The sequence below is a fragment of the Streptomyces koelreuteriae genome (assembly GCF_018604545.1).
In the GTDB taxonomy this organism is placed as follows: Bacteria; Actinomycetota; Actinomycetes; order Streptomycetales; family Streptomycetaceae; genus Streptomyces; species Streptomyces koelreuteriae.
This window is the reverse complement of sequence record NZ_CP075896.1, coordinates 5,402,783-5,422,509: the sequence shown is the minus strand read 5'-3', so window position 1 is coordinate 5,422,509 and position 19,727 is coordinate 5,402,783. Positions and strand designations below refer to the sequence as shown.

General features: G+C 70.5%; 20 protein-coding genes and 1 pseudogene. 9 read left to right on the top strand and 12 right to left on the bottom strand.

Going from position 1 to position 19,727, the window contains the following annotated elements; all coding sequences use genetic code 11:
• Window positions 1–11 precede the first annotated feature (11 nt).
• From KJK29_RS24475 to KJK29_RS24455, 5 genes and pseudogenes are all read right to left on the bottom strand, one after another.
• A pseudogene (locus KJK29_RS24475) lies at window positions 12–128 on the bottom strand (5-deoxy-glucuronate isomerase); the annotation flags it as partial.
• A 91-nt stretch (window positions 129–219) separates the two neighbouring features.
• Window positions 220–1,101 (bottom strand): Cgl0159 family (beta/alpha)8-fold protein, encoded by an 882-nt coding sequence (locus KJK29_RS24470; protein ID WP_215121275.1) that lies wholly within the window; start codon window positions 1,099–1,101, stop codon window positions 220–222.
• Complete coding sequence (iolC, locus tag KJK29_RS24465; protein ID WP_215121274.1) at window positions 1,098–2,048, bottom strand: 5-dehydro-2-deoxygluconokinase; 951 nt, start codon at window positions 2,046–2,048, stop codon at window positions 1,098–1,100. The genes KJK29_RS24470 and iolC overlap by 4 nt, the downstream gene beginning before the upstream one ends.
• Before the next feature lie 140 nt (window positions 2,049–2,188).
• Entirely contained in the window at window positions 2,189–2,602 is a 414-nt protein-coding gene (locus KJK29_RS24460) for a cupin (protein WP_215121273.1), read from the bottom strand.
• A gap of 24 nt (window positions 2,603–2,626) precedes the next feature.
• The gene (locus KJK29_RS24455; protein WP_215121272.1) at window positions 2,627–3,523 is read right to left on the bottom strand and encodes an alpha/beta hydrolase; all 897 of its coding nucleotides are present in this window, start codon (window positions 3,521–3,523) and stop codon (window positions 2,627–2,629) included.
• Window positions 3,524–3,619: 96 nt separating this feature from the next.
• Here KJK29_RS24455 and KJK29_RS24450 point away from each other — a divergent pair, with 96 nt between their 5' ends.
• The gene (locus tag KJK29_RS24450; RefSeq protein ID WP_215121271.1) at window positions 3,620–4,663 is read left to right on the top strand and encodes a PucR family transcriptional regulator; all 1,044 of its coding nucleotides are present in this window, start codon (window positions 3,620–3,622) and stop codon (window positions 4,661–4,663) included.
• A 238-nt stretch (window positions 4,664–4,901) separates the two neighbouring features.
• Window positions 4,902–5,102 carry a helix-turn-helix transcriptional regulator gene (locus tag KJK29_RS24445; protein WP_215121270.1) on the top strand — a complete coding sequence of 67 codons (201 nt, stop codon included), beginning with the start codon at window positions 4,902–4,904 and terminating at the stop codon, window positions 5,100–5,102.
• Window positions 5,103–5,207: 105 nt separating this feature from the next.
• Here the strand turns inward: KJK29_RS24445 and KJK29_RS24440 are convergent, their stop codons facing one another.
• Both KJK29_RS24440 and KJK29_RS24435 read right to left on the bottom strand, forming a co-directional pair.
• A complete protein-coding gene (locus tag KJK29_RS24440) occupies window positions 5,208–6,251 on the bottom strand; it encodes a zinc-dependent alcohol dehydrogenase family protein (RefSeq protein ID WP_215121269.1) in 1,044 nt (347 codons plus the stop codon).
• 159 nt (window positions 6,252–6,410) lie between these two features.
• The gene (locus KJK29_RS24435) at window positions 6,411–8,633 is read right to left on the bottom strand and encodes an MMPL family transporter (RefSeq protein ID WP_215121268.1); all 2,223 of its coding nucleotides are present in this window, start codon (window positions 8,631–8,633) and stop codon (window positions 6,411–6,413) included.
• 253 nt (window positions 8,634–8,886) lie between these two features.
• Between KJK29_RS24435 and KJK29_RS24430 the strand changes: the two genes are divergently transcribed.
• From KJK29_RS24430 to KJK29_RS24420, 3 genes are all read left to right on the top strand, one after another.
• The gene (locus KJK29_RS24430; RefSeq protein ID WP_215124442.1) at window positions 8,887–9,519 is read left to right on the top strand and encodes a TetR/AcrR family transcriptional regulator; all 633 of its coding nucleotides are present in this window, start codon (window positions 8,887–8,889) and stop codon (window positions 9,517–9,519) included.
• A gap of 95 nt (window positions 9,520–9,614) precedes the next feature.
• Complete coding sequence (locus KJK29_RS24425; RefSeq protein ID WP_215121267.1) at window positions 9,615–9,854, top strand: heavy-metal-associated domain-containing protein; 240 nt, start codon at window positions 9,615–9,617, stop codon at window positions 9,852–9,854.
• Between the two features lie 162 nt (window positions 9,855–10,016).
• Window positions 10,017–12,293, top strand: a complete 2,277-nt coding sequence (locus tag KJK29_RS24420; RefSeq protein ID WP_215121266.1) for a heavy metal translocating P-type ATPase — start codon at window positions 10,017–10,019, stop codon at window positions 12,291–12,293.
• Window positions 12,294–12,923: 630 nt separating this feature from the next.
• Here KJK29_RS24420 and KJK29_RS24415 read toward each other — a convergent pair.
• Both KJK29_RS24415 and recD2 read right to left on the bottom strand, forming a co-directional pair.
• Window positions 12,924–14,213, bottom strand: a complete 1,290-nt coding sequence (locus KJK29_RS24415; RefSeq protein ID WP_215121265.1) for a citrate synthase — start codon at window positions 14,211–14,213, stop codon at window positions 12,924–12,926.
• A gap of 178 nt (window positions 14,214–14,391) precedes the next feature.
• Window positions 14,392–16,662, bottom strand: coding sequence for an SF1B family DNA helicase RecD2 (gene recD2 / locus KJK29_RS24410; RefSeq protein WP_215121264.1), 2,271 nt, complete (start codon window positions 16,660–16,662; stop codon window positions 14,392–14,394).
• A gap of 161 nt (window positions 16,663–16,823) precedes the next feature.
• On the opposite strand from recD2, the gene KJK29_RS24405 reads away from it, so the two are divergent.
• Window positions 16,824–16,994: a hypothetical protein gene (locus tag KJK29_RS24405; protein ID WP_215121263.1), complete on the top strand. Its 171-nt coding sequence runs from the start codon at window positions 16,824–16,826 to the stop codon at window positions 16,992–16,994.
• Here KJK29_RS24405 and KJK29_RS24400 read toward each other — a convergent pair.
• The 3 genes from KJK29_RS24400 to KJK29_RS24390 all read right to left on the bottom strand — a co-directional run bounded on the left by KJK29_RS24400 (window position 16,972) and on the right by KJK29_RS24390 (window position 18,438).
• Window positions 16,972–17,184, bottom strand: a complete 213-nt coding sequence (locus KJK29_RS24400) for a DUF397 domain-containing protein (RefSeq protein WP_215121262.1) — start codon at window positions 17,182–17,184, stop codon at window positions 16,972–16,974. The two genes, KJK29_RS24405 and KJK29_RS24400, sit on opposite strands and share 23 nt — an antisense overlap.
• A 224-nt stretch (window positions 17,185–17,408) precedes the next feature.
• Entirely contained in the window at window positions 17,409–17,627 is a 219-nt protein-coding gene (locus tag KJK29_RS24395; RefSeq protein ID WP_215121261.1) for a DUF397 domain-containing protein, read from the bottom strand.
• Window positions 17,614–18,438 (bottom strand): helix-turn-helix domain-containing protein, encoded by an 825-nt coding sequence (locus tag KJK29_RS24390; protein ID WP_215121260.1) that lies wholly within the window; start codon window positions 18,436–18,438, stop codon window positions 17,614–17,616. Before KJK29_RS24390 ends, KJK29_RS24395 begins: the two co-directional genes overlap by 14 nt.
• Window positions 18,439–18,566: 128 nt before the next feature.
• Here KJK29_RS24390 and KJK29_RS24385 point away from each other — a divergent pair, with 128 nt between their 5' ends.
• From KJK29_RS24385 to KJK29_RS24375, 3 genes are read left to right on the top strand one after another with little or no spacing between them, the layout of a single operon-like run.
• Window positions 18,567–18,779 carry a hypothetical protein gene (locus KJK29_RS24385; protein ID WP_215121259.1) on the top strand — a complete coding sequence of 71 codons (213 nt, stop codon included), beginning with the start codon at window positions 18,567–18,569 and terminating at the stop codon, window positions 18,777–18,779.
• Window positions 18,776–19,084 (top strand): hypothetical protein, encoded by a 309-nt coding sequence (locus tag KJK29_RS24380; protein WP_215121258.1) that lies wholly within the window; start codon window positions 18,776–18,778, stop codon window positions 19,082–19,084. Before KJK29_RS24385 ends, KJK29_RS24380 begins: the two co-directional genes overlap by 4 nt.
• 33 nt (window positions 19,085–19,117) lie before the next feature.
• Window positions 19,118–19,486 (top strand): DUF4345 family protein, encoded by a 369-nt coding sequence (locus KJK29_RS24375; RefSeq protein WP_215121257.1) that lies wholly within the window; start codon window positions 19,118–19,120, stop codon window positions 19,484–19,486.
• Window positions 19,487–19,727: the final 241 nt, after the last annotated feature.

Genomic DNA, 19,727 nt, shown 5'->3' with positions numbered 1-19,727 from the left:
CGGCGTGCCTCCCGCCTCACGTAGGGGACCTCCGGCGCGGGGCCGTAGCGGGCGGGGAGTTGTCGCTCGCTCTTCGCTCCTGCCAAAGCAAAGCGGCCTCCCGCGCCGGAGGCGATCTGGGCCCGGGCGTGCGCGCACACGCTCTCCCCGCCCGGGAAGGGGGAGTTCTCCTTGAGGCTTTCCTTGAGGACGTGCGGCTCACTGGTCATGACGCGGCCCTCACAGCAGTCCGACGGCGGTGTCCACGGCGGCGGCCACATCACCGTCCGCCGGGTACAGCAGCGAACGGCCGACCACCAGCCCGCGCACGGTGGGCAGTTGCAGCGCGCCGCGCCACTTCTCGTACGCCCCGTCCTGATCGTCGCCCACCTCCCCGCCGAGCAGTACGGCGGGCAGCGTGGAGGCCGCCATGACCTCGGCCATGTCGTCGGGGTTCGCGGTGACCGGCACCTTCAGCCAGGTGTAGGCCGAACTGCCGCCGAGGCCCGAGGCGATGGCGATCGACTTGGTGACGGCCTCGGCGGAGAGGTCGTTGCGCAGCCGGCCCGTCTCGTCGCGGCGGGAGATGAACGGCTCGACGAAGACGGGCAGCCGCCGGGCGGCCATGGCGTCGACGGCCCGGGCGGTGGACTCCAGGGTGGTGAGGGAGCCCGGGTCGTCGTAGTCGATGCGCAGGAGCAGCTTGCCCGCGTCGAAGCCGAGGCGCTCGATGTCCTCGGGGCGGTGGCCGGTGAAGCGGTCGTCGAGTTCGAAGCGCGCGCCCTGGAGGCCGCCGCGGTTCATCGAGCCGAGGACGACCTTGCCGTCGAGGGCGCCGAGCAGCAGCAGGTCGTCGAGGATGTCGGCGGTGGCGAGGACGCCGTCCACGCCGGGGCGGGACAGGGCCAGGCAGAGGCGTTCGAGGAGGTCGGCGCGGTTGGCCATGGCCATGCTGCGGCCGCCGACGCCGAGTGCGCCGCGGGCCGGGTGGTCGGCGGCGACGATCATCAGCCGACCGTTGTCGTTCAGCAGGGGCCTGCGGGGGCGGCGGGCGGCGGCCTCGGCGATGGCCTCCGGGCGGTGGCTGCGCAGGCGGACGAGTTCGGAGACGTCGACGGTCACTTGACGGCCCCCGCGGTGACGGCCGCCTCGATCTCGGCCGGGGTAGGCATCGCGGAGGAGCACTCCAGGCGGGAGGCGACGATGGCACCGGCGGCGTTGGCGTGCCGCATGGTCTTCTCCAGGTCCCAGCCGGCCAGGAGGCCGTGGACCAGGGAGCCGCCGAACGCGTCGCCGGCACCGAGGCCGTTGAGGACGTTCACGGGCAGCGGCGGGACCTCGGCGCTCTCGCCCTGGCGGTTGACGGCCAGGACGCCCTTGGGGCCCTGCTTGACGACTGCCAGTTCGACGCCCGCGTCGAGGAGGGCGCGGGCGGCGGCGTGGGGTTCGCGCACGCCCGTGGCGACCTCCACCTCGTCGAGGTTGCCGACCGCGACGGTGGTGTGGCGCAGGGCCTCCGCGTAGAAGGGGCGGGCCGCCTCGGGGTCCTGCCAGAACATCGGGCGCCAGTCCAGGTCGAAGACCGTCGTGCCGGACTTGGCGCGGTGGGCGAGGGCCGCGAGGGTCGCCGTACGGCTCGGCTCCTCGCTCAGGCCCGTGCCGGTGACCCAGAAGACGCGGGCTTCGCTGAGGGCGTCGAGGTCGAGGTCGTGGGCGTCGATCTCCAGGTCGGGGGCCTTGGGGCGGCGGTAGAAGTACAGCGGGAAGTCGTCCGGCGGGAAGACCTCGCAGAAGGTGACCGGGGTGGGCAGACCGGGGACCGGGGTGACCCAGCGGTCGTCCACGCCGAAGTCCCTCAGGGCCTCGTGGAGATAGGTGCCGAAGGGGTCGTCGCCGGTACGCGTGATCACCGCGGTCCGCCGTCCCAGGCGGGCCGCGGCGACCGCGACGTTCGTCGCCGAGCCGCCGAGGAACTTGCCGAAGGACGTGACCTGCGGCAGCGGGACGCCCGTCTGGAGCGGATACAGATCCACTCCGATCCGCCCCATGGTGATCAGGTCGTACGCCATCGGATACCCCTCGGTGTCGGCTCTCCCCGGTGTTGTAGCCCCCTTCGCGAAGCCCTGTCAATGTTTTGTCCGGACATTCGGACCAGATCATGACAGCGCTTTCCGCGTGTCCTGGTCCGGGTCCCACGGTTCCGTGGGGTTCAGGCCTCGATGCCGGTCCGCTTCTCCAGGCGGCTGCCGCGCGGCAGGGTGACGGACATGATGTCGCTGGGGGCGTCGAGGGCGATGCGGTGCCAGCGGCCTCGCGGCACGATGACCGCGGTTCCTGCCGTCAGCTTGATCTCGTCCGCCAGGGCCTCGTCGGCCTCATCGGCCTCCGGCCGTTCGGGGCGGAGGTAGAGGCGTATTCCGCCGGTGAGACAGGAGACGACCTCATCGGCCGCGGTGTGGATCTCCCAGTGGTCGCCGTGCACATCGGCGTCGGTCTCCACATGGAAGGTCATCAGCTGCCAGCCCTCCCGCCCGGGGTCGAACACGGGCCGCTCGGCGCGCACCCGGCCGTCGCCGTCGAGGTGGAGGAAGGAGCCGAAGAGATCGATCGGGGTGACGGTCATGTCAGGGATGTCCTTTCAGTCGGTTCACTCGGCCAGGGCGCGGCGCAGGGACGCGGTGAGTTCGGCGATCTGCCGCTGGGAGATGTCGGCGGAGATGATCGCCTGGGAGCCGTGGAAGGTGCCGGACCACTGGTGCAGCTCGACGGGGACGCCCGCCTGGAGCAGGCGCAGGGCGTACTCGATGCCCTCGTCACGGGCAGGGCACAGCTCCGCGGTCGCGAGGTAGGCGGGCGGCAGGCCCGACAGGTCGGTGGCCCGCGCCGGTGCGGCGTACGGCGTGGCGGGCCGGGAGCCCAGGTAGTGCCGCCATGCCGCGGCGGTCTTGTCGCGGTTCATCCAGGGCGTGTCGGTGAAGTTCCGCTGCGACCAGGTCTCCTGCCGGTCGTCGAGCCCTGGCTGGTTGAGCAGTTGGAAGCGGATCCGCGGCCCCTGCTCGTCCCGGGCCCGCAGGGCGAGCGCGGCCGCGAGGTTCCCACCGGCGCTGTGCCCTCCGACCGCGATCCGCTCCGGGTCGACGCCGAGTTCGGACGCGTGCTCCGCCGTCCAGGCCAGTACGGCGTACGCGTCGTCGAGGGCGGCCGGGTACGGGTTCTCGGGGGCCAGGCGGTACCCCACCGAGACGACCACCGCCCCCGAGCCCTCGGCGATCCGGGCGGCCCACGGGTGCTCGGTGTCCACATCGCCCATCACGAATCCGCCGCCGTGCATCCAGATGAGGGCGCCCTGCGCCTGCTGCGGACGGTAGACCCGGACGGGCACGTCCGGGTCGGCCGGAACCAGACGGCCCTCGACCTCCATACCGGAGGTGTCGGGCGCCGGCACCGCGGTGGCCAGTTCGGCGAAGCTCTTGCGCTCGACGACCGGGTCGGTCAGGTCGGCGCGGGGGAACAACGGGATGAATGCCTCGAGTTCAGGGTCCATACCGGTCATCCTGACCGTCCACCGACCCCCGGGGCATCCGCCAACTGTCGCTCATACAGCCCCTGTTGCGCGCCGATCGGCGCCTATCCTCGGGCCATGGAGGCATTGGCCGTACGACTGTCACAGCTGGACACGCAGGTCGAGGGCGCGATACGCGTCGTGATGTTCTACGACACCCTGATGCGCCGTCGCGTGGACCTCCCGGCTCTGGCCCGGGCCTCGGCGGGACTGGCCGAATGCGTGGCCGGGATCCGGCTGCACGGCACGGGGCGGGCCGTCCGCGTAGCGCCCGACGGCCGGGAGGTCTCCGCCCCGTCGGCACCGGCTTCCACCACGGCGCCGATCACCCTCGACGAGGAGGAGATCGGCACGGTGTGGCTGGAGCGGCCGGGGCCCGTCCTGCCGCTCGACGAGGTACTGCTGGACCGCCTCGCCCTCGCCGCCGCCGCGGTCGTCGAGCGCTACGGGCCCGCCCGCACCACCATGGCCGACCCCGCTCTCGTCGAACTGGCCGTCAGCTCCGACTGCGACGAGGCCGGCAGAGCCCGGGCACTGCGGCTCCTGGGATTCGCCGCCGATCTGCCGGTCCGTGTCGTCGCCGTACGGTCGCCCCTTCCGCTCGACCGGATCGGCGCCCTGCTCTGCCCGTCCCGCCCGGTGAAGGCGGCGCCGGTCGGCGACGTGGGCGTCGTCCTGGCCACCACGGTGGACCGGGAGAGTTTCCCGCGTGGCGTGCGCGCGGGCATCGGCACCGCCGACAGCCCCGACCGGTCCTGGCAACAGGCCCGCACCGCCCTCCGCTTCACCACTCCACGCCGCCCGGTCGTCGACCACGACAGCCTGGGAGCGCTGGCCCTGCTCGCCCAAGTACCCCCAGCCGCCCTGCGGGACAACGCCGACGTGGCCGCGATCGCCCGAGTCGCCGAGGCCCCGGAAGACCTGGAGACCCTGGACGCCTACTGCGCCACCGGCTCCCTGCGCCGGGCCGCCGATCTGCTCCATCTGCACCACAGCAGCGTCGCCCGCCGGCTCGAGCAGATCGGAAAGACCCTGGGCATCGAACTCACCGAGCCCGCAGGTCTGTTGCGTGCCGGTCTCGCCCTCACGACGTGGCGGCTGCTGGACGGCCTCGACGGCTAGACCACGTCCGCGACGGTCCGCAAGGGCGCCTTTGCCCCGGCTGTGTCACAAACACCCGCTTCCTGTCACACGTGTCGCGAGGACGCGGGCCTTCCGTCACACCTGGCACACAGGCCCTGCCCGCTGTCGCCGGATGTCGTTGGACCCGGGACAGGCTTTGTTGATCGCCAGCGCGACGCCCGGCTCCCCCGGACGGCCCTCCCGCCGTCCCCGTGGCCCGCGCGGGGAGGTGCATGTCATGACCGACCGAAAGCTCTGGTCCTACAAGGAGATCGCGGCACACATCAAGGTGCAGCCGGACACCGTGCGGTCCTACCGCAAGCACGGTCTGCTGCCGCCGCCCGACCATGTCGAGAGCGGCAAGCCCTACTGGTACGCCGACACGGTCCGGGCCTGGGTCGCCTCCAGGCCCGGCAACCGCGGACGAAGAGACGACTGACCGACCTCGCGCACCGACTATCCGATCTCGCGCACCGATCCCGTGCCCCACCCTCGCGTGGGGCACGGTCGTCTGTCCCCCCCCCTCTCCTCCAAGCAAAAGGCGTCAGCCCCACGGCTCGATGACCGTGGCCCCCGCTCCCGGTGCCGTCCCCATCGCCGCCAGCGCGGACGGGACCTCGTCCAGCGTGATCGTGGACGTCACCAGCAGATCGGGGCGCAGCACACCGCCGCGGACCAGCTCCAGCATCGGCGGGTAGCTGTGCGCCGCCATGCCGTGGCTGCCGAGGAGTTCCAGCTCCAAGGCGATGGCGCGGGCCATCGGGACGGGCGTCGTGCCCGTCGGCGAGGGCAGCAGACCGACCTGGACGTGCCGGCCACGGCGGCGCAGGCCGTTGATCGAGGCGGCGCAGGTGGCCGGTGAGCCGAGGGCGTCGAGCGAGAGGTGGGCGCCGCCGCCGGTCAGGTCGCGGACCGCCGCCGCGGTGTCCGGCACGGCAGTCGCGTCCAGGCACCGCGCGGCCCCGAACTTCCTTGCCAGGTCCAGTGCCTGGGCCGACACGTCGACGGCCACGACCCGCGCTCCCGACGCCGCCGCGATCATCACCGCCGAGAGCCCGACCCCGCCGCAGCCGTGCACCGCGACCCACTCCCCCGCCGCGAGACGCCCCTGCCGCACCACCGCCCGGTAGGCGGTGGCGAACCGGCAGCCGAGGGAGGCCGCCGTCGCGAAGGACAACTCCTCGGGCAGCGCCACGAGGTTCACATCGGCGTGGTCCAGCGCCACGTACTCGGCGAAGGACCCCCAGTGCGTGAAGCCGGGCTGGGTCTGGCGCTCGCACACCTGATGGTCGCCCGCCGCGCAGGACGGGCAGGTGCCGCAGGCGCAGATGAACGGCACCGTGACCCGGTCGCTGGGCCGCCACCCGGTCACCCGGGCGCCCACCGCCTCGACGACACCGGCGAGTTCATGCCCGGGCACATGCGGCAGTGCGATGTCCGGGTCGTGGCCCTGCCAGCCGTGCCAGTCGCTCCGGCACAGGCCGGTGGCCTCGACCCGCACGACGACCCCGTGCTCCGCGGGCTCCGGATCGGCGACCTCCCGCACCTCGGCCGTCTCCCCGTACCGCTCGAACACCACGGCCCGCATGATCCACCCGCCTTCTCGTCCACGCCCGGTTTCCGTTCATGCCCGGTTTCCGTTCATGCCCGGCTCGCGCCTGTCCGGCATTCGCGCGGCCCGGGACCTCGCGCTGCCTGGGCCTTCGCGCTGCCCGGGATCCCGAGGTGCTCCTACCTCCCCGGGCGATCAAGCATGCGACGCCCCGACCTTGTCTCTGGCCGCCTCTTCCGCCGACTCCTCCTCCTTCGCCGGCCCCGATTCGCCCTCGCTCAGGCCGAAGCGCTCGTGGAAGCGGCGCAGCGGGCCCGGGGCCCACCAGGTCGCGCGGCCCGTGAGGCGCATGACCGCCGGGACCAGGAGGCTGCGGACGATCATCGCGTCCATCAGGACCGCCAGCGCGATGCCCAGGCCGAGCATCTTGGTGTTGGTCACCCGGGAGGTGCCGATCGCGACCATGACCACGGCCAGGATGACCGCCGCCGCGGTGATCAGCCCGCCCGTGCGCGCCAGGCCGTGCCGGACGGCCTGGTCGTGGTCGCCGGTGTGGTCGTACTCCTCCTTGATGCGGGAGAGCAGGAACACCCCGTAGTCCATGGACAGGCCGAAGGCCACACAGAACATCAGGACCGGCAGGGTCGTCTCGATGGAGCCGGGACTGGTGAAGCCGAGCAGGCCGGACAGATGGCCGTCCTGGAAGACCCAGACGACCGCGCCGAACATGGCCGTCAGGCTGAGCGCGTTGAGCACGACCGCCTGGATCGGTATCAGCACGCTGCCCGTGAGGAGGAAGACCAGGAGCAGGGTGACGACGGTGATGAAGACGGCGGCGAGCGGCAGGCGCTCCCCTATGGCGTCCTTGGAGTCGACCAGGACGGCCGCCATGCCGGTCACCTCGGTATCGAAGGGGGCCCGGAGGTCGCGCAGTTCACCGACGAGGCGCTGGGCCGGATCGTCGACGGCCTCGCCCTTCGGCAGCACCGTGAAGTACGCCGAGTCGCCCTTCACCAGCGGCCCGTCGACCCGCTGCACATCGGGCAGTTCGGCGATCCGCTCCTTGTAGGCGCCGTACTGCGCCTCGGTCGCGCGGCCCTGGGCGAGCACTTCGAGGCCGCCGTCGGGGCTGCCGGGGAAGCCGTCCCGGATGTGCTGCTGCACGACATGGGACTCGGAGGTCGAGGGCAGCTGGCGGTCGTCGGCGGTGCCGAACTTCACGCCCAGGAAGGGCAGTCCGAGCAGGACGAGGACGGCTGTGGTGCCCAGGGCGAAGAAGGGAGCGCGGCGCATCACGAGCGTCGCCGTGCGTGCCCAGGCTCTGCCCTCTTCCCCGGCGGGCTCGGGCCGGTGTCCACGCCGGAACACGCGGCGCAGATCCCAGGCGTTGACCCGGTGCCCGAGCAGGATCAGCGCCGCCGGGAGCAGGATCAGCGCCGCCGCCGCGGCCAGCAGCACCACGGCGATCCCGGCGTAGGCGAAGGACCGCAGGAAGTACTGCGGGAAGACCAGCATCGCGGCCAGGGACACCGCGACCGTGAGGGCGGAGAACAGCACAGTGCGTCCGGCGGTGCGCAGGGTGGTGCCGATCGCCGTCAGGGGCTCGGCGCCCGCCGACAGTTCCTCGCGGTAGCGGCGGACGATGAACAGCGCGTAGTCGATGGCGAGGCCGAGACCGAGGGCCGTGGTGAGGTTGATCGCGAACACGGACACGTCGGTGAGCTCGGTGAGGCCGCGCAGGATGGCGTTGGTCCCGAGGATGGCGACGATGCCGATGCCGAGCGGCAGCAGGGCCGCGACCGCGCTGCCGAAGACCATCACCAGCAGCACGAGCGTCACCGGCAGGGCGATGAGCTCGGCCCGGGTCAGGTCCTCCTGGATGACCGTCTGCATCTCGTGCCGCACGGCGACCGGGCCGCCGACGGTGACCTCCACCGGGCCGTGCGCCCCGCGGTAGTGGGGCGCGATGCGCTCCAGGGTCTCGGCGGCGGTCTTCTCGTCGCCGGTGATACGGGCGGCTATCAGCGCCTCGTGGCCGTCCTCGGCGCGCAGGGCCGGGGTGCCGGACTGCCAGTAGGAGCCGATGCCGGTGACGCCCCGCTCGCCCGCCAGCCGGGCGGCGAGGCGCTCGGCCTGTGCGGCGACGGACGGATCGTCGACCGAGGCGTCGCCCGCGTCGACCAGGAGCAGCAGGTTGGGCTGGGAGCCGGGGAACTCGCGCTCCAGGGCCTTGGTCGCACGGGTGGACTCGGCGGCCGGATCCTCCCAGCCGCCGGCGCCGAGCCGGTCGGCGACGCCGCTGCCGGCCAGCACCGCGAGCGCGGTGATCACCAGTGCCACCAGCAGCGACAGTCTGGGCCTCGCGGTGACGAAACGGGTCCAGCCGCCGACGCGTGGTGGTGTGTTGACTTCGGTCATCGTGCGGTGTCCCCTTCACCGTGACCCGTGTCCAGGCGCAGCCTGACAGCACGGGGCTGCCATAGACTGGCAAACACGAGAGTTCGCTCGCATTTCTGCCGACTCCAGAATGCGAGCGCCCACTCGCGTTTGTCAATCGCGTGATGAGACCTGGGGATAACGCGTGCCCGAGAAGACCGAGAAACCCGCGACGGAGACGACCGAGGCGGCGGAGACGGCGGAAACGGCGGAGCCGACGGAGACGGCGACGGAGATGACGGAGACGGCCGAGGACCGGCCGCGCCGTCGCCAGGCCCGCGGCGAGCGCCGGATCACCCAGCTGCTCGAAGCCGCCGCCACGGTCTTCTCCACGACCGGCTACACGGCCGCCAGCACCAACGCCATCGCCCGCGAGGCAGGCGTATCGCCGGGCACGCTGTACCAGTTCTTCCCGAACAAGGAAGCGATCGCGATCGAGCTGGGCGGGCGGCTCATGCACGAGATGCGGCAGTCGTACGACGAGATCCTCACCCCGATCGACCCCGCGGCCACGCCGATCGACGAGGTGATCGCCGGGACGGTCGACCGCTTCATCGACTTCAACTGCCGCCACCCGGCCTTCTTCGCGCTGATGCACGGCCCCGACATCCCGGGCCGCATCGCCGAGGAGCACGACGCGCTGCACACGACCCTGGTCGCCCGGGTCGAGACGATCCTCGCGCCGTTCGTGCCCGACGTGCCCGCCTCCGCCGTCACCCGCACCGCCCGGATGTGCGTCGGCATCTACATGGCGGGCCTGGAGCTGATCCTGGCCCACGAGGGCGACGAGCGGGAGGCGTACGTCCAGGAGCTGAAGGACGTCCTGCTGCGCTACCTGCGCCCCCTGGCCGAGGGCGTCGCGCACTGATACCCCGGACCGATACCCCCTAGGGGTACAGTGGGGAGGTGTGCGGGTCCCCATGGGGCCCCACAGCCCCACATGCCTCGACGAGGAGTAACGACATGACCGCCCAGACCGACACCACGGGCCCCGTCACCACCGTCTACAAGGTGAGCGGCATGAGCTGCGGACACTGCGAGGGCGCCGTCTCCGGCGAGATCTCCGAGATCTCCGGCGTCAGTTCGGTGACGGCCGTCGCCAAGACCGGCGAGGTCACCGTCGTCTCCGCGGCCCCTCTTGAGGACGAGGCCGTACGCGCCGCCGTCGACGAGGCGGGCTTCGAGCTGGCCGGCCGGGCCTGACCCCCGCCCCCTGACGAGAGCCGGGCCCAGAGCCCGCAGTCCAGGTCTGAGACGCTCCAGACCTGGCACTCGTACCGACGTACGGGCCGTACAGCCGCCGCCCCGGCCCGTACGGCCCGTTCCGCTTTCCCGGGCACCCCGCCACCTCCTGGAGTGAAGGACATGACCAGCACCACCGCCCAGGCGCCGCCGGACCGCGAGCCGGCGGCCGCCGAGGTCGAGCTGCTCATCGGCGGGATGACCTGCGCCTCCTGCGCGGCCCGCGTCGAGAAGAAGCTCAACCGCATGGACGGCGTCACGGCCACGGTGAACTACGCGACGGAGAAGGCCAGGGTCAGCTACCCCGCGGGCACCGAGGTCGCCGATCTGATCGCCACCGTGGTGAAGACCGGCTACACCGCCGAGGAGCCCGCGCCCCCGCCCGTGGAGGAACCCGCCGCCGGGAAGGACCCCGCCACCCGGCAGGATCCCGCCACCGAGACGACGGACCCCGAGCTGTCGGCCCTGCGCCGCCGCCTGCTCGTCTCCGCCGCCCTCGCGGTGCCCGTCGTCCTGCTGGCGATGATCCCGGCCCTCCAGTTCGACAACTGGCAGTGGCTCTCGCTCACCCTCGCCGCGCCGGTCGTCGTCTGGGGCGGACTGCCCTTCCACCGGGCCGCCTGGACGAACGCCCGGCACGGCGCCGCCACCATGGACACGCTGGTCTGTCTCGGCACCCTGGCGGCGTTCGGCTGGTCCCTGTGGGCGCTGTTCCTCGGCGACGCGGGCATGCCGGGCATGCGGCACCCCTTCGAGCTCACGGTCTCGCGCGGCGACAGCGCCTCCCAGATCTATCTGGAGGTCGCCGCGGGTGTCACCGCCTTCATCCTGCTGGGCCGCTATCTGGAGGCCCGCTCCAAGCGCCGCGCCGGGGCCGCGCTCCGGGCGCTGCTGGAGCTGGGCGCCAAGGACGTGGCCGTCCTGCGGGACGGGCGCGAGGTGCGGATCCCGGCGCAGCGGCTCGCGGTCGGCGACCGGTTCGTCGTACGGCCCGGCGAGAAGATCGCCACCGACGGTACCGTGGTCGAGGGCGCGTCCGCGGTGGACGCCTCGATGCTGACCGGCGAGTCGGTCCCGGTGGACGTGACGGCCGGGGACACGGTCACCGGCGCGACGGTCAACGCCGGTGGCCGGCTGGTCGTCGAGGCCACCCGTGTCGGCGCCGACACGCAGCTCGCGCGGATGGCGAAGCTGGTGGAGGACGCCCAGAACGGCAAGGCCGAGGTGCAGCGGCTCGCCGACCGGATCTCCGGGATCTTCGTGCCGGTGGTCCTGCTGATCGCCGTCGCCACGGCCGGGGCGTGGCTCGGGCTGACCGGCGACGGTGTCGCCGCCTTCACGGCCGCCGTCGCGGTGCTGATCATCGCCTGCCCGTGCGCGCTGGGCCTGGCCACGCCGACCGCCCTGATGGTCGGCACGGGCCGCGGCGCCCAGCTCGGCATCCTCATCAAGGGCCCGGAGGTCCTGGAGTCCACGCGCCGGATCGACACCGTCGTCCTGGACAAGACCGGCACGGTCACCACGGGCCGGATGACCCTCCAGGAGGTGTACGTCGCCGAGGGCGCCGACGAGAAGGAGGTGCTGCGGCTCGCGGGCGCCGTCGAGCACGCCTCCGAGCACCCCGTCGCGCGGGCGATCGCGCGGGGCGCCGAGGAGAGGGCCGGACGGCTCCCGGAGGTCGAGGAGTTCCGGAGTGTTCCCGGGCGGGGCGCACGCGGGCGCGTGGAGGGCCGTGAGGTCGCCGTGGGGCGGCTCTTCGACGACGTACCGCCGGAGCTGGCCCGCGCGCGGGACGAGGCCGAGCGCGCCGGTCGTACGGCCGTCCTGGCCGGCTGGGACGGGACGGCGCGGGCCGTGCTGGCCGTGGCGGACGCGGTCAAGGAGACCAGCGCCGAGGCCGTGCGCGAGCTGCGCGCGCTGGGGCTCACGCCGGTGCTGCTGACCGGGGACAACCGGGCCGTGGCCGAGACGGTGGCGAAGGCCGTGGGGATCGAGCAGGTGATCGCGGAGGTCCTGCCCGAGGACAAGGTCGACGCCGTACGGCGGCTGCGGGCCGAGGGACGGGTCGTCGCCATGGTGGGCGACGGCGTCAACGACGCGGCCGCGCTCGCCACCGCCGATCTGGGACTGGCCATGGGCACCGGCACGGACGCGGCAATCGAGGCGGGCGATCTGACGCTGGTGCGCGGCGATCTGCGGGTGGCCGCGGACGCGATCCGGCTGTCGCGCCGGACGCTGGCCACGATCAAGGGCAATCTCGTGTGGGCCTTCGGCTACAACGTGGCCGCGCTGCCGCTGGCCGCCGCGGGACTGCTCAACCCGATGATCGCGGGGGCCGCGATGGCCTTCTCGTCCGTCTTCGTCGTCACGAACAGTCTGCGGCTCCGGACATTCCGGTGAAGTCCCCTGAATTCGCCCTAAGTTCACGGCGAACCTGATATGAGCCCCTCTGGAGTCCCGGGCCCGGCTCACATAAGCTCTTCACAAGGCTCGCGCATCATCCTTACGCTTGAGTCCCGGGACGGCATTTCCGGGCTCTTGCGCAGCTAACGGACATATGCAAGAGACGCAGATCACAGTGATGTGAACGTAACCATCGAAGGGGTTCGAAGGTCTAAGTTGACGATGTCAGGGAGCGTCTTGGGGGGCGTGACCTGACATCTGGAGATGTCTTGGGGGACTTCTCCAGAGATGCGTTGCCGGGGCACGCACACCGGGAAGCTTTGAGCGGCCCTCCCGGACGTGCGCTGTCCCGGCAGATCGCACACAACAGAGGTACGACGAGTTTTGCTCGTTGTGCTCACAGCGATTCAGGCGCTGTCCTCACAGACGCCCGGCCGGATCCCGTGGGGGGAATCCGCACCGGGACTGGGAAGGCGCCCTGGCCGTCGGCCCGTGGGGGGACCGGCGTTCCGGGGCGCCTTCTTCATTGCGTAAGAAATCTTGTAAGAGATCCCCCTCCAGTGCTTACGCGAGAGCCCCCGCATCCGGCAGCCGGATGCGGGGGCTCTTGCGGTACGGCGACGCGCCTCAGCGGGCCTCGACGGGAACGAAGTCGCGCTCGACCACGCCCGTGTAGATCTGGCGCGGGCGGCCGATGCGGGAACCCGGCTCCTTGATCATCTCGTGCCACTGGGCGATCCAGCCCGGCAGCCGGCCGAGGGCGAACAGGACCGTGAACATCTCGGTCGGGAAGCCCATGGCCCGGTAGATCAGACCGGTGTAGAAGTCGACGTTCGGGTAGAGGCTGCGCTGGACGAAGTAGTCGTCGGAGAGCGCGTGCTCCTCCAGCTTCAGCGCGATGTCCAGCAGCTCGTCGGACTTGCCGAGCGCGGACAGCACGTCGTGCGCGGCGGCCTTGATGATCTTGGCGCGCGGGTCGAAGTTCTTGTAGACCCGGTGGCCGAAGCCCATCAGGCGGACGCCGTCCTCCTTGTTCTTCACCTTGCGGATGAAGGTGTCGACGTCGCCGCCGGAGTCGCGGATGCCCTCCAGCATCTCCAGCACCGACTGGTTGGCGCCGCCGTGCAGCGGGCCCCACAGGGCGTTGATACCGGCGGAGATCGAGGCGAACATGTTCGCCTGCGAGGAGCCGACCAGACGGACCGTGGAGGTCGAACAGTTCTGCTCGTGGTCCGCGTGCAGGATCAGCAGCTTGTCGAGCGCCGAGACCACGACCGGGTCCAGCTCGTACTCCTGCGCCGGGACCGAGAAGGTCATGCGGAGGAAGTTCTCGACGTAGCCGAGGTCGTTGCGCGGGTAGACGAACGGGTGACCGATCGACTTCTTGTACGCGTACGCCGCGATCGTCGGGAGCTTGGCGAGCAGCCGGATCGTGGAGAGGTTGCGCTGACGCTCGTCGAACGGGTTGTGGCTGTCCTGGTAGAACGTGGACAGCGCCGAGACGACCGAGGACAGCATGGCCATCGGGTGGGCGTCACGCGGGAAGCCCTTGTAGAAGTTCTTGACGTCCTCGTGCAGCAGGGTGTGCTGCGTGATGTCGTTCTTGAACGTCGAGAGCTCGTCGACGGTCGGCAGCTCGCCGTTGATCAGCAGGTAGGCGACCTCCAGGAAGGTGGAGCGCTCGGCCAGCTGCTCGATCGGGTACCCGCGGTACCGCAGGATGCCCGCTTCGCCGTCCAGGTAGGTAATGGCGGATTTGTACGCGGCGGTGTTGCCGTAACCGCTGTCCAGTGTCACCAGACCGGTCTGGGCGCGGAGCTTACCGATGTCGAAGCCCTTGTCCCCGACGGTGCTGTCGATCACCGGGTAGGTGTACTCGCCGTCGCCGTACCGCAGTACTACAGAGTTGTCGCTCACGTCTTCCCTCACCGACGTTGTGCCTCATCTTCGAGGTTGCCCTGACTGTCTCTACCATCCCCCACTTGGCTCAGGAGAGTGCACTCGGGGTCGACCATCGGGCCTATTGACGGCACTGAGTGCCGTCAACTTGCTCATCCTGCCCCCTGTCTTCCCCATCCGGAAGCCTCTGTGACCTTCACGACTCGTTTGATCGATCATTTTTTTGCGATCCGTGCGATCCGAGCCGGAAATCGAGTGCCGTGCACCGCCGGCCCGCCGACACCGTGCGCACCGCCTGGCCGATCGCCTTGCGTGAACCGACGAGGACGACCAGCCCTTTGGCCCGGGTGACCGCCGTGTAGAGGAGGTTGCGCTGGAGCATCATCCAGGCGCCCGTGGTGACCGGGATGACGACCGCCGGGTACTCGCTGCCCTGGGAGCGGTGGATCGTCACGGCGTACGCGTGCGCCAGCTCGTCCAGCTCGTCGAAGTCGTACGGAACCTCCTCGTCCTCGTCCGTCAGCACGGTCAGCCGCTGCTCGACCGGGTCGAGCGAGGTCACCACGCCCACGGTGCCGTTGAAGACGCCGTTCTCGCCCTTCTCGTAATTGTTGCGAATCTGGGTGACCTTGTCCCCGACGCGGAACACCCGCCCGCCGATTCTCTTCTCCGCCAGGTCGGGGCGGGCCGGGGTGACGGCCTGCTGGAGCAGCCCGTTCAGGGTGCCCGCGCCCGCCGGGCCCCGGTGCATGGGGGCGAGGACCTGCACATCGCGGCGCGGGTCCAGCCCGAACTTGGCGGGAATACGACGGGCCGCCACATCCACGGTGAGCCGCCCGGCCTCCTCCGTGTCGTCCTCGACGAAGAGGAAGAAGTCCTTCATGCCGTCGGTGACCGGGTGTTGGCCGGCGTTGATCCGGTGGGCGTTCGTCACCACGCCCGACTGCTGGGCCTGCCGGAAGACCCGGGTCAGACGGACGGCGGGGATCGGTCCCCCGTCGGCGAGCAGATCCCGCAGCACCTCCCCCGCGCCCACGCTCGGCAACTGGTCCACGTCCCCGACGAACAGCAGATGCGCCCCCGGCGGCACGGCCTTCACCAGCTTGTTGGCCAGCAGCAGGTCCAGCATCGACGCCTCGTCGACCACCACCAGGTCGGCGTCCAGCGGACGATCCCGGTCATAGGCCGCGTCACCGCCCGGCTTCAGTTCCAGCAGGCGGTGGACCGTGGAGGCCTCGGCACCGGTCAGCTCGGACAGACGCTTGGCGGCCCGCCCGGTCGGCGCGGCCAGCACCACCTTCGCCTTCCTGGCGCGGGCCAGCTCCACGATCGAGCGGACCGTGAAGGACTTGCCGCAGCCGGGGCCGCCCGTGAGGACGGCGACCTTCTCGGTCAGCGCCAGCTTGACGGCGGCCTCCTGCTCCGGAGCGAGGTCGGTACCCGTACGCCCCTTGAGCCAGCTGAGGGCCTTGCCCCAAGCCACCGCGCGGAAGCCCGGCATCCGGTCCTCCTCGGTGCGCAGGAGGCGCAGCAACTGGGCGGAGAGGGAGAGTTCGGCCCGGTGGAAGGGCACGAGGTAGATGGCGGTGACCGGCTCCCCGCCGTCCGGCCCCGGGACCTTCTCCCGTACGACGCCGGGCTCCTCGCCGTCCTCCCCGGGCTCGGCCAGCTCCGCCAGGCACTCGATGACCAGGCCCGTGTCGACCTGGAGCAGCTTGACCGCGTCCTTGATCAGCTGCTCCTCCGGGAGGAAGCAGTGGCCCTGGTCGGTGGACTGCGACAGCGCGTACTGCAGGCCCGCCTTGACGCGCTCCGGGCTGTCGTGCGGAATGCCGACGGACTGGGCGATCTTGTCGGCGGTGAGAAAGCCGATGCCCCAGACGTCGGAGGCGAGCCGGTACGGCTGGTTCTTCACGACCCCGATCGAGGCGTCACCGTACTTCTTGTAGATGCGGACGGCGATGGACGTCGACACCTCGACGGTCTGGAGGAAGAGCATGACCTCCTTGATCGCCTTCTGTTCCTCCCAGGCGTCGGCGATCTTCTTCGTCCGCTTGGGGCCGAGGCCCGGGACCTCGATCAGCCGCTTCGGCTCCTCCTCGATGATCTGGAGGGTGTCCAGCCCGAAATGCTGGGTGATCCGGTCGGCGAAGACCGGGCCGATTCCCTTGACCAGCCCCGAGCCGAGATAGCGGCGAATGCCCTGCACCGTGGCCGGCAGAACGGTCGTGTAGTTCTCCACATGGAACTGCTTCCCGTACTGCTGATGCGAGCCCCAACGGCCCTCCATGCGCAGGGACTCACCGACCTGCGCGCCGAGCAGCGCACCGACGACCGTGAGCAGATCACCGCCGCCTCTGCCGGTGTCGACCCGGGCGACCGTGTAGCCGTTCTCCTCGTTGGCGTACGTGATGCGCTCGAGTACGCCCTCCAGCGTGGCCAGTCGCCGCTCGCCCTGATCGGTCATGGAGCGACCGTACCGCCCGGGTAGGACAACGCCCCCGCCGTCTTTCACGGTGAATTCACAAGAGCAAGCAGAAGCTTTACAGTTCAAGCATCTTAGCTGTCCTTTTTCCCTGCCATTCCCGTGGGAGAATTCAGGCTTGATTCGCCGTGAATTGAGGAACGATGTCACCTCAGGCTCAGAGCGTCGCCCTGTGGATTCTGGCCGTGGCCGTCAACACGACGGCGGCATGCGCCGGAATCGTGTGGGGCTGGACCGCGTTCACCCAGTTCCTCTTGCCGGCCTTCGGGTCCGTGGTGGGGGCGTCGCTGGTCAGCTACAGCTTGCGGCGGTGAAGTGGCCGTCCTTGATGGCGGTGACGAAGGCGGTCCAGCCGGTCGCCGAGAAGGTGAGGGTGGGGCCGGGGGTGGATTTGCTGTCCCGGACGGGGATGTCGGGGTGGCCGTGGGCGACTTCCAGGCAATCGGCTTGGCTGCCGCCGCTGTAGCTGGACTTGAACCAGCCGGTGCGCTCACTGCTGATCACGTGCGTGCTCCTCCGCTGCGGACCTGACGAGGGGCGGTGAATCCTGCTGCGACAACGCGTCGCTCAGGGCCAGAGCGTAAGCGTTCTGACGCCACCGGGGCGGAGTCCTCGAAGCTCATCAGGATGAGCAGGATCTCCATGAGCGGGCTCTCCATGAGCGGGCTGGACCGCGTTCACGCAGTTCCTCGTGCCGACCCTCGGGTCGGTGGTGGGGGCATCGCTGGTCAGTTACAGCTTGCGGCGGTGAACTGGCCTTCCTTGACGGCGGTGACGAAAGCAGTCCAGCCAGTCGCCGAGAAGGTGAGGATGGGGCCGGGGGTGGATTTGCTGTCCCGGACGGGGATGCCGGGGTGGCCGTGGGCGACTTCCAGGCATTCGCCTTGCGGGGATTCCCCTCCGCTGTAGCTGGACTTGTACCACCCGGTGATCTCAAGGCCGGTCATGCGAGTGCTCCTTCGCTGCTGCCCTGACGAGGGCAAGTGAATCCTGCTGGGACAACGCGTCGCTGAGCGCGAGAGCGTAGGCCGCTTGCGCGGTGCTCACCAGGGGCGGGTTGTCAATCAGTTGACCGACGAGGAAGGTTTCGACGTACGCCACCGGAGCGGAGTCCTCGAAGGACATCAGGGTCAGGAGGCCCTGCTGCAGCGCGTGCGCTCCCGCCTCGTACGGGAGCACGTGGAGCCGCAGACGCCCGGACTCGGCCAAGTCCACGATCCTTCGCAACTGATCGGCCATGACCTGCGGTCCGCCGACCTGGCGTCTGATTACGGCCTCGTCGAGCAGCGTCCAGACGACCGGCTTCGACGGATCGTCCAACAGCCTGGCGCGCCTCGTTCGGATGACAACTGCCTTGTCAAGTTCCTTGGCGATGGGGTTCGGCCGATACGCGCTGAACACAGCTCGCGCATATTCGGGGGTCTGGAGAATGCCCGGGACCAGTGTGAGCGCGAACTGCTGGATCAGCGTTGCCTGCTGCTCCAACTCAGCCACAGCCGCGAAGTCGTCGCGGTACTCCGACTCCAGGTCCTCCAGCCAGCGCACGAAGAACCCGTCCGTCCCCAGCGCCCGGTCGATCCGCTGGGCATCATCTGGCTTCGGCAGCCGACGCCCTGCCTCAAAGTGGCTGATCAACGTGGGTGAGCATACGACTTGGTCGCCCAGTTGCTCCTGAGTGAGGCGGGCTACCGTACGCCGCAGCCTCAGTTCCTCCCCGTACTTCTCCCGCGACGACCGAGGCCTGCGGCGTTCGTCCATGCGGCAACTCCTCTTCCTGACAGGCGTGATGTCAAGCTCCAGCCCCTGGCAGCGTAGCGAGGCCCGACCCCACTCTGTGAGTGATTCAGCACAGAACGCAGTCACCGCAGGTGGGAAGGCCGACAGACATGACAGACCGCATCGCCCGGCTCCTGGAGCCGCTCCTCCGCCTCCTGCTCCCGCCTCGCGGGCGGCGACGGCGATCACCGGCTCCGCCCCCGTGCCCGTACTGCCACGACGGCGTCAGGGCCGCGACGGCCCGCCGCCCCGAGGAGCGACCGCTGCGCGGTGAGGACAACCGGCTGGTCCGCCCCTACCTGATGGCAGAGGCCGGCGTATGACCAGCTCAGCGCAGGGGCGGCTGCTGCCGTGGACGAGCCCCGAGGGCAGGCCCTGCTACCTCGTCGGCGACGGGACCGGCTACGTCTCCCGTCTCGCCGACGACATCGAGGACGTACAGCTCGCCATGGCGGGCGATCTCCTCGGCCACGCCGACGAACTCCTCGCAGAACGCCGGGTGACGAGTGCGGAACTGCACTACCTGGCCCGGCGGCTCACCGAGTCCCTGCGGGACGTCAAGCGGGTCGCGGAGAGCAGAGGAGCACGGCTCGGCCGTAGCCCTGGCCATGACCCGGGAAGTAATTGAGGGCCCGCGCTCACGGACGGCACGCTCACCGCCATGACCTCACTCTGCACAGGCATCGTCGCGCTGTTCTTCCTGGGCATGGGGCTCTTCGGGCTCGTCGCCCCCAGGGCGCTCATCCGCCCCTTCGGCATCGAGCTGTCCGTCCCGGAGGCCCGCGCCGAAGTCAGGGCCGTCTACGGCGGATTCGGGGTCGCGGTCGGTGCCTTGCTCACCTGGGCGGTGCTCGGTGGTTCCGGTGGGGTGCGGTCAGGGGTGGTCCTCACGGTGGCGGTGTCGCTGGCGGGGATGGCGTTCGGGCGGTTGGTGGCGCGGGTGGTGGAACGGCCGTCGGCGTTCTACCCGTCCTGGTTCTACTTCTGGGTCGAGGCCGTGGGGGCCGTTGTGCTGGTCGGCTGTCTGTAGTCGGCGTGGGTGGGGTTCAGCCGGCGGGGCCGGCGGCGGCGACTAGCGCTCTGACCAGGAACGTTCGCCGGGGCAGTGGAACAGGGTGAGATACCTGAACCGTTCGGTAATGTGTTCGCCCGGGAGGGCCCGAACGGCTGCTGCCGGGTGGCAACGGCAGCCACAGCCGCAGACACGTCCCATGACCACGGACGGCGGCACGGCCTCCGGCCCCTGTTCCCGCAAGACGGACCACGAGAGC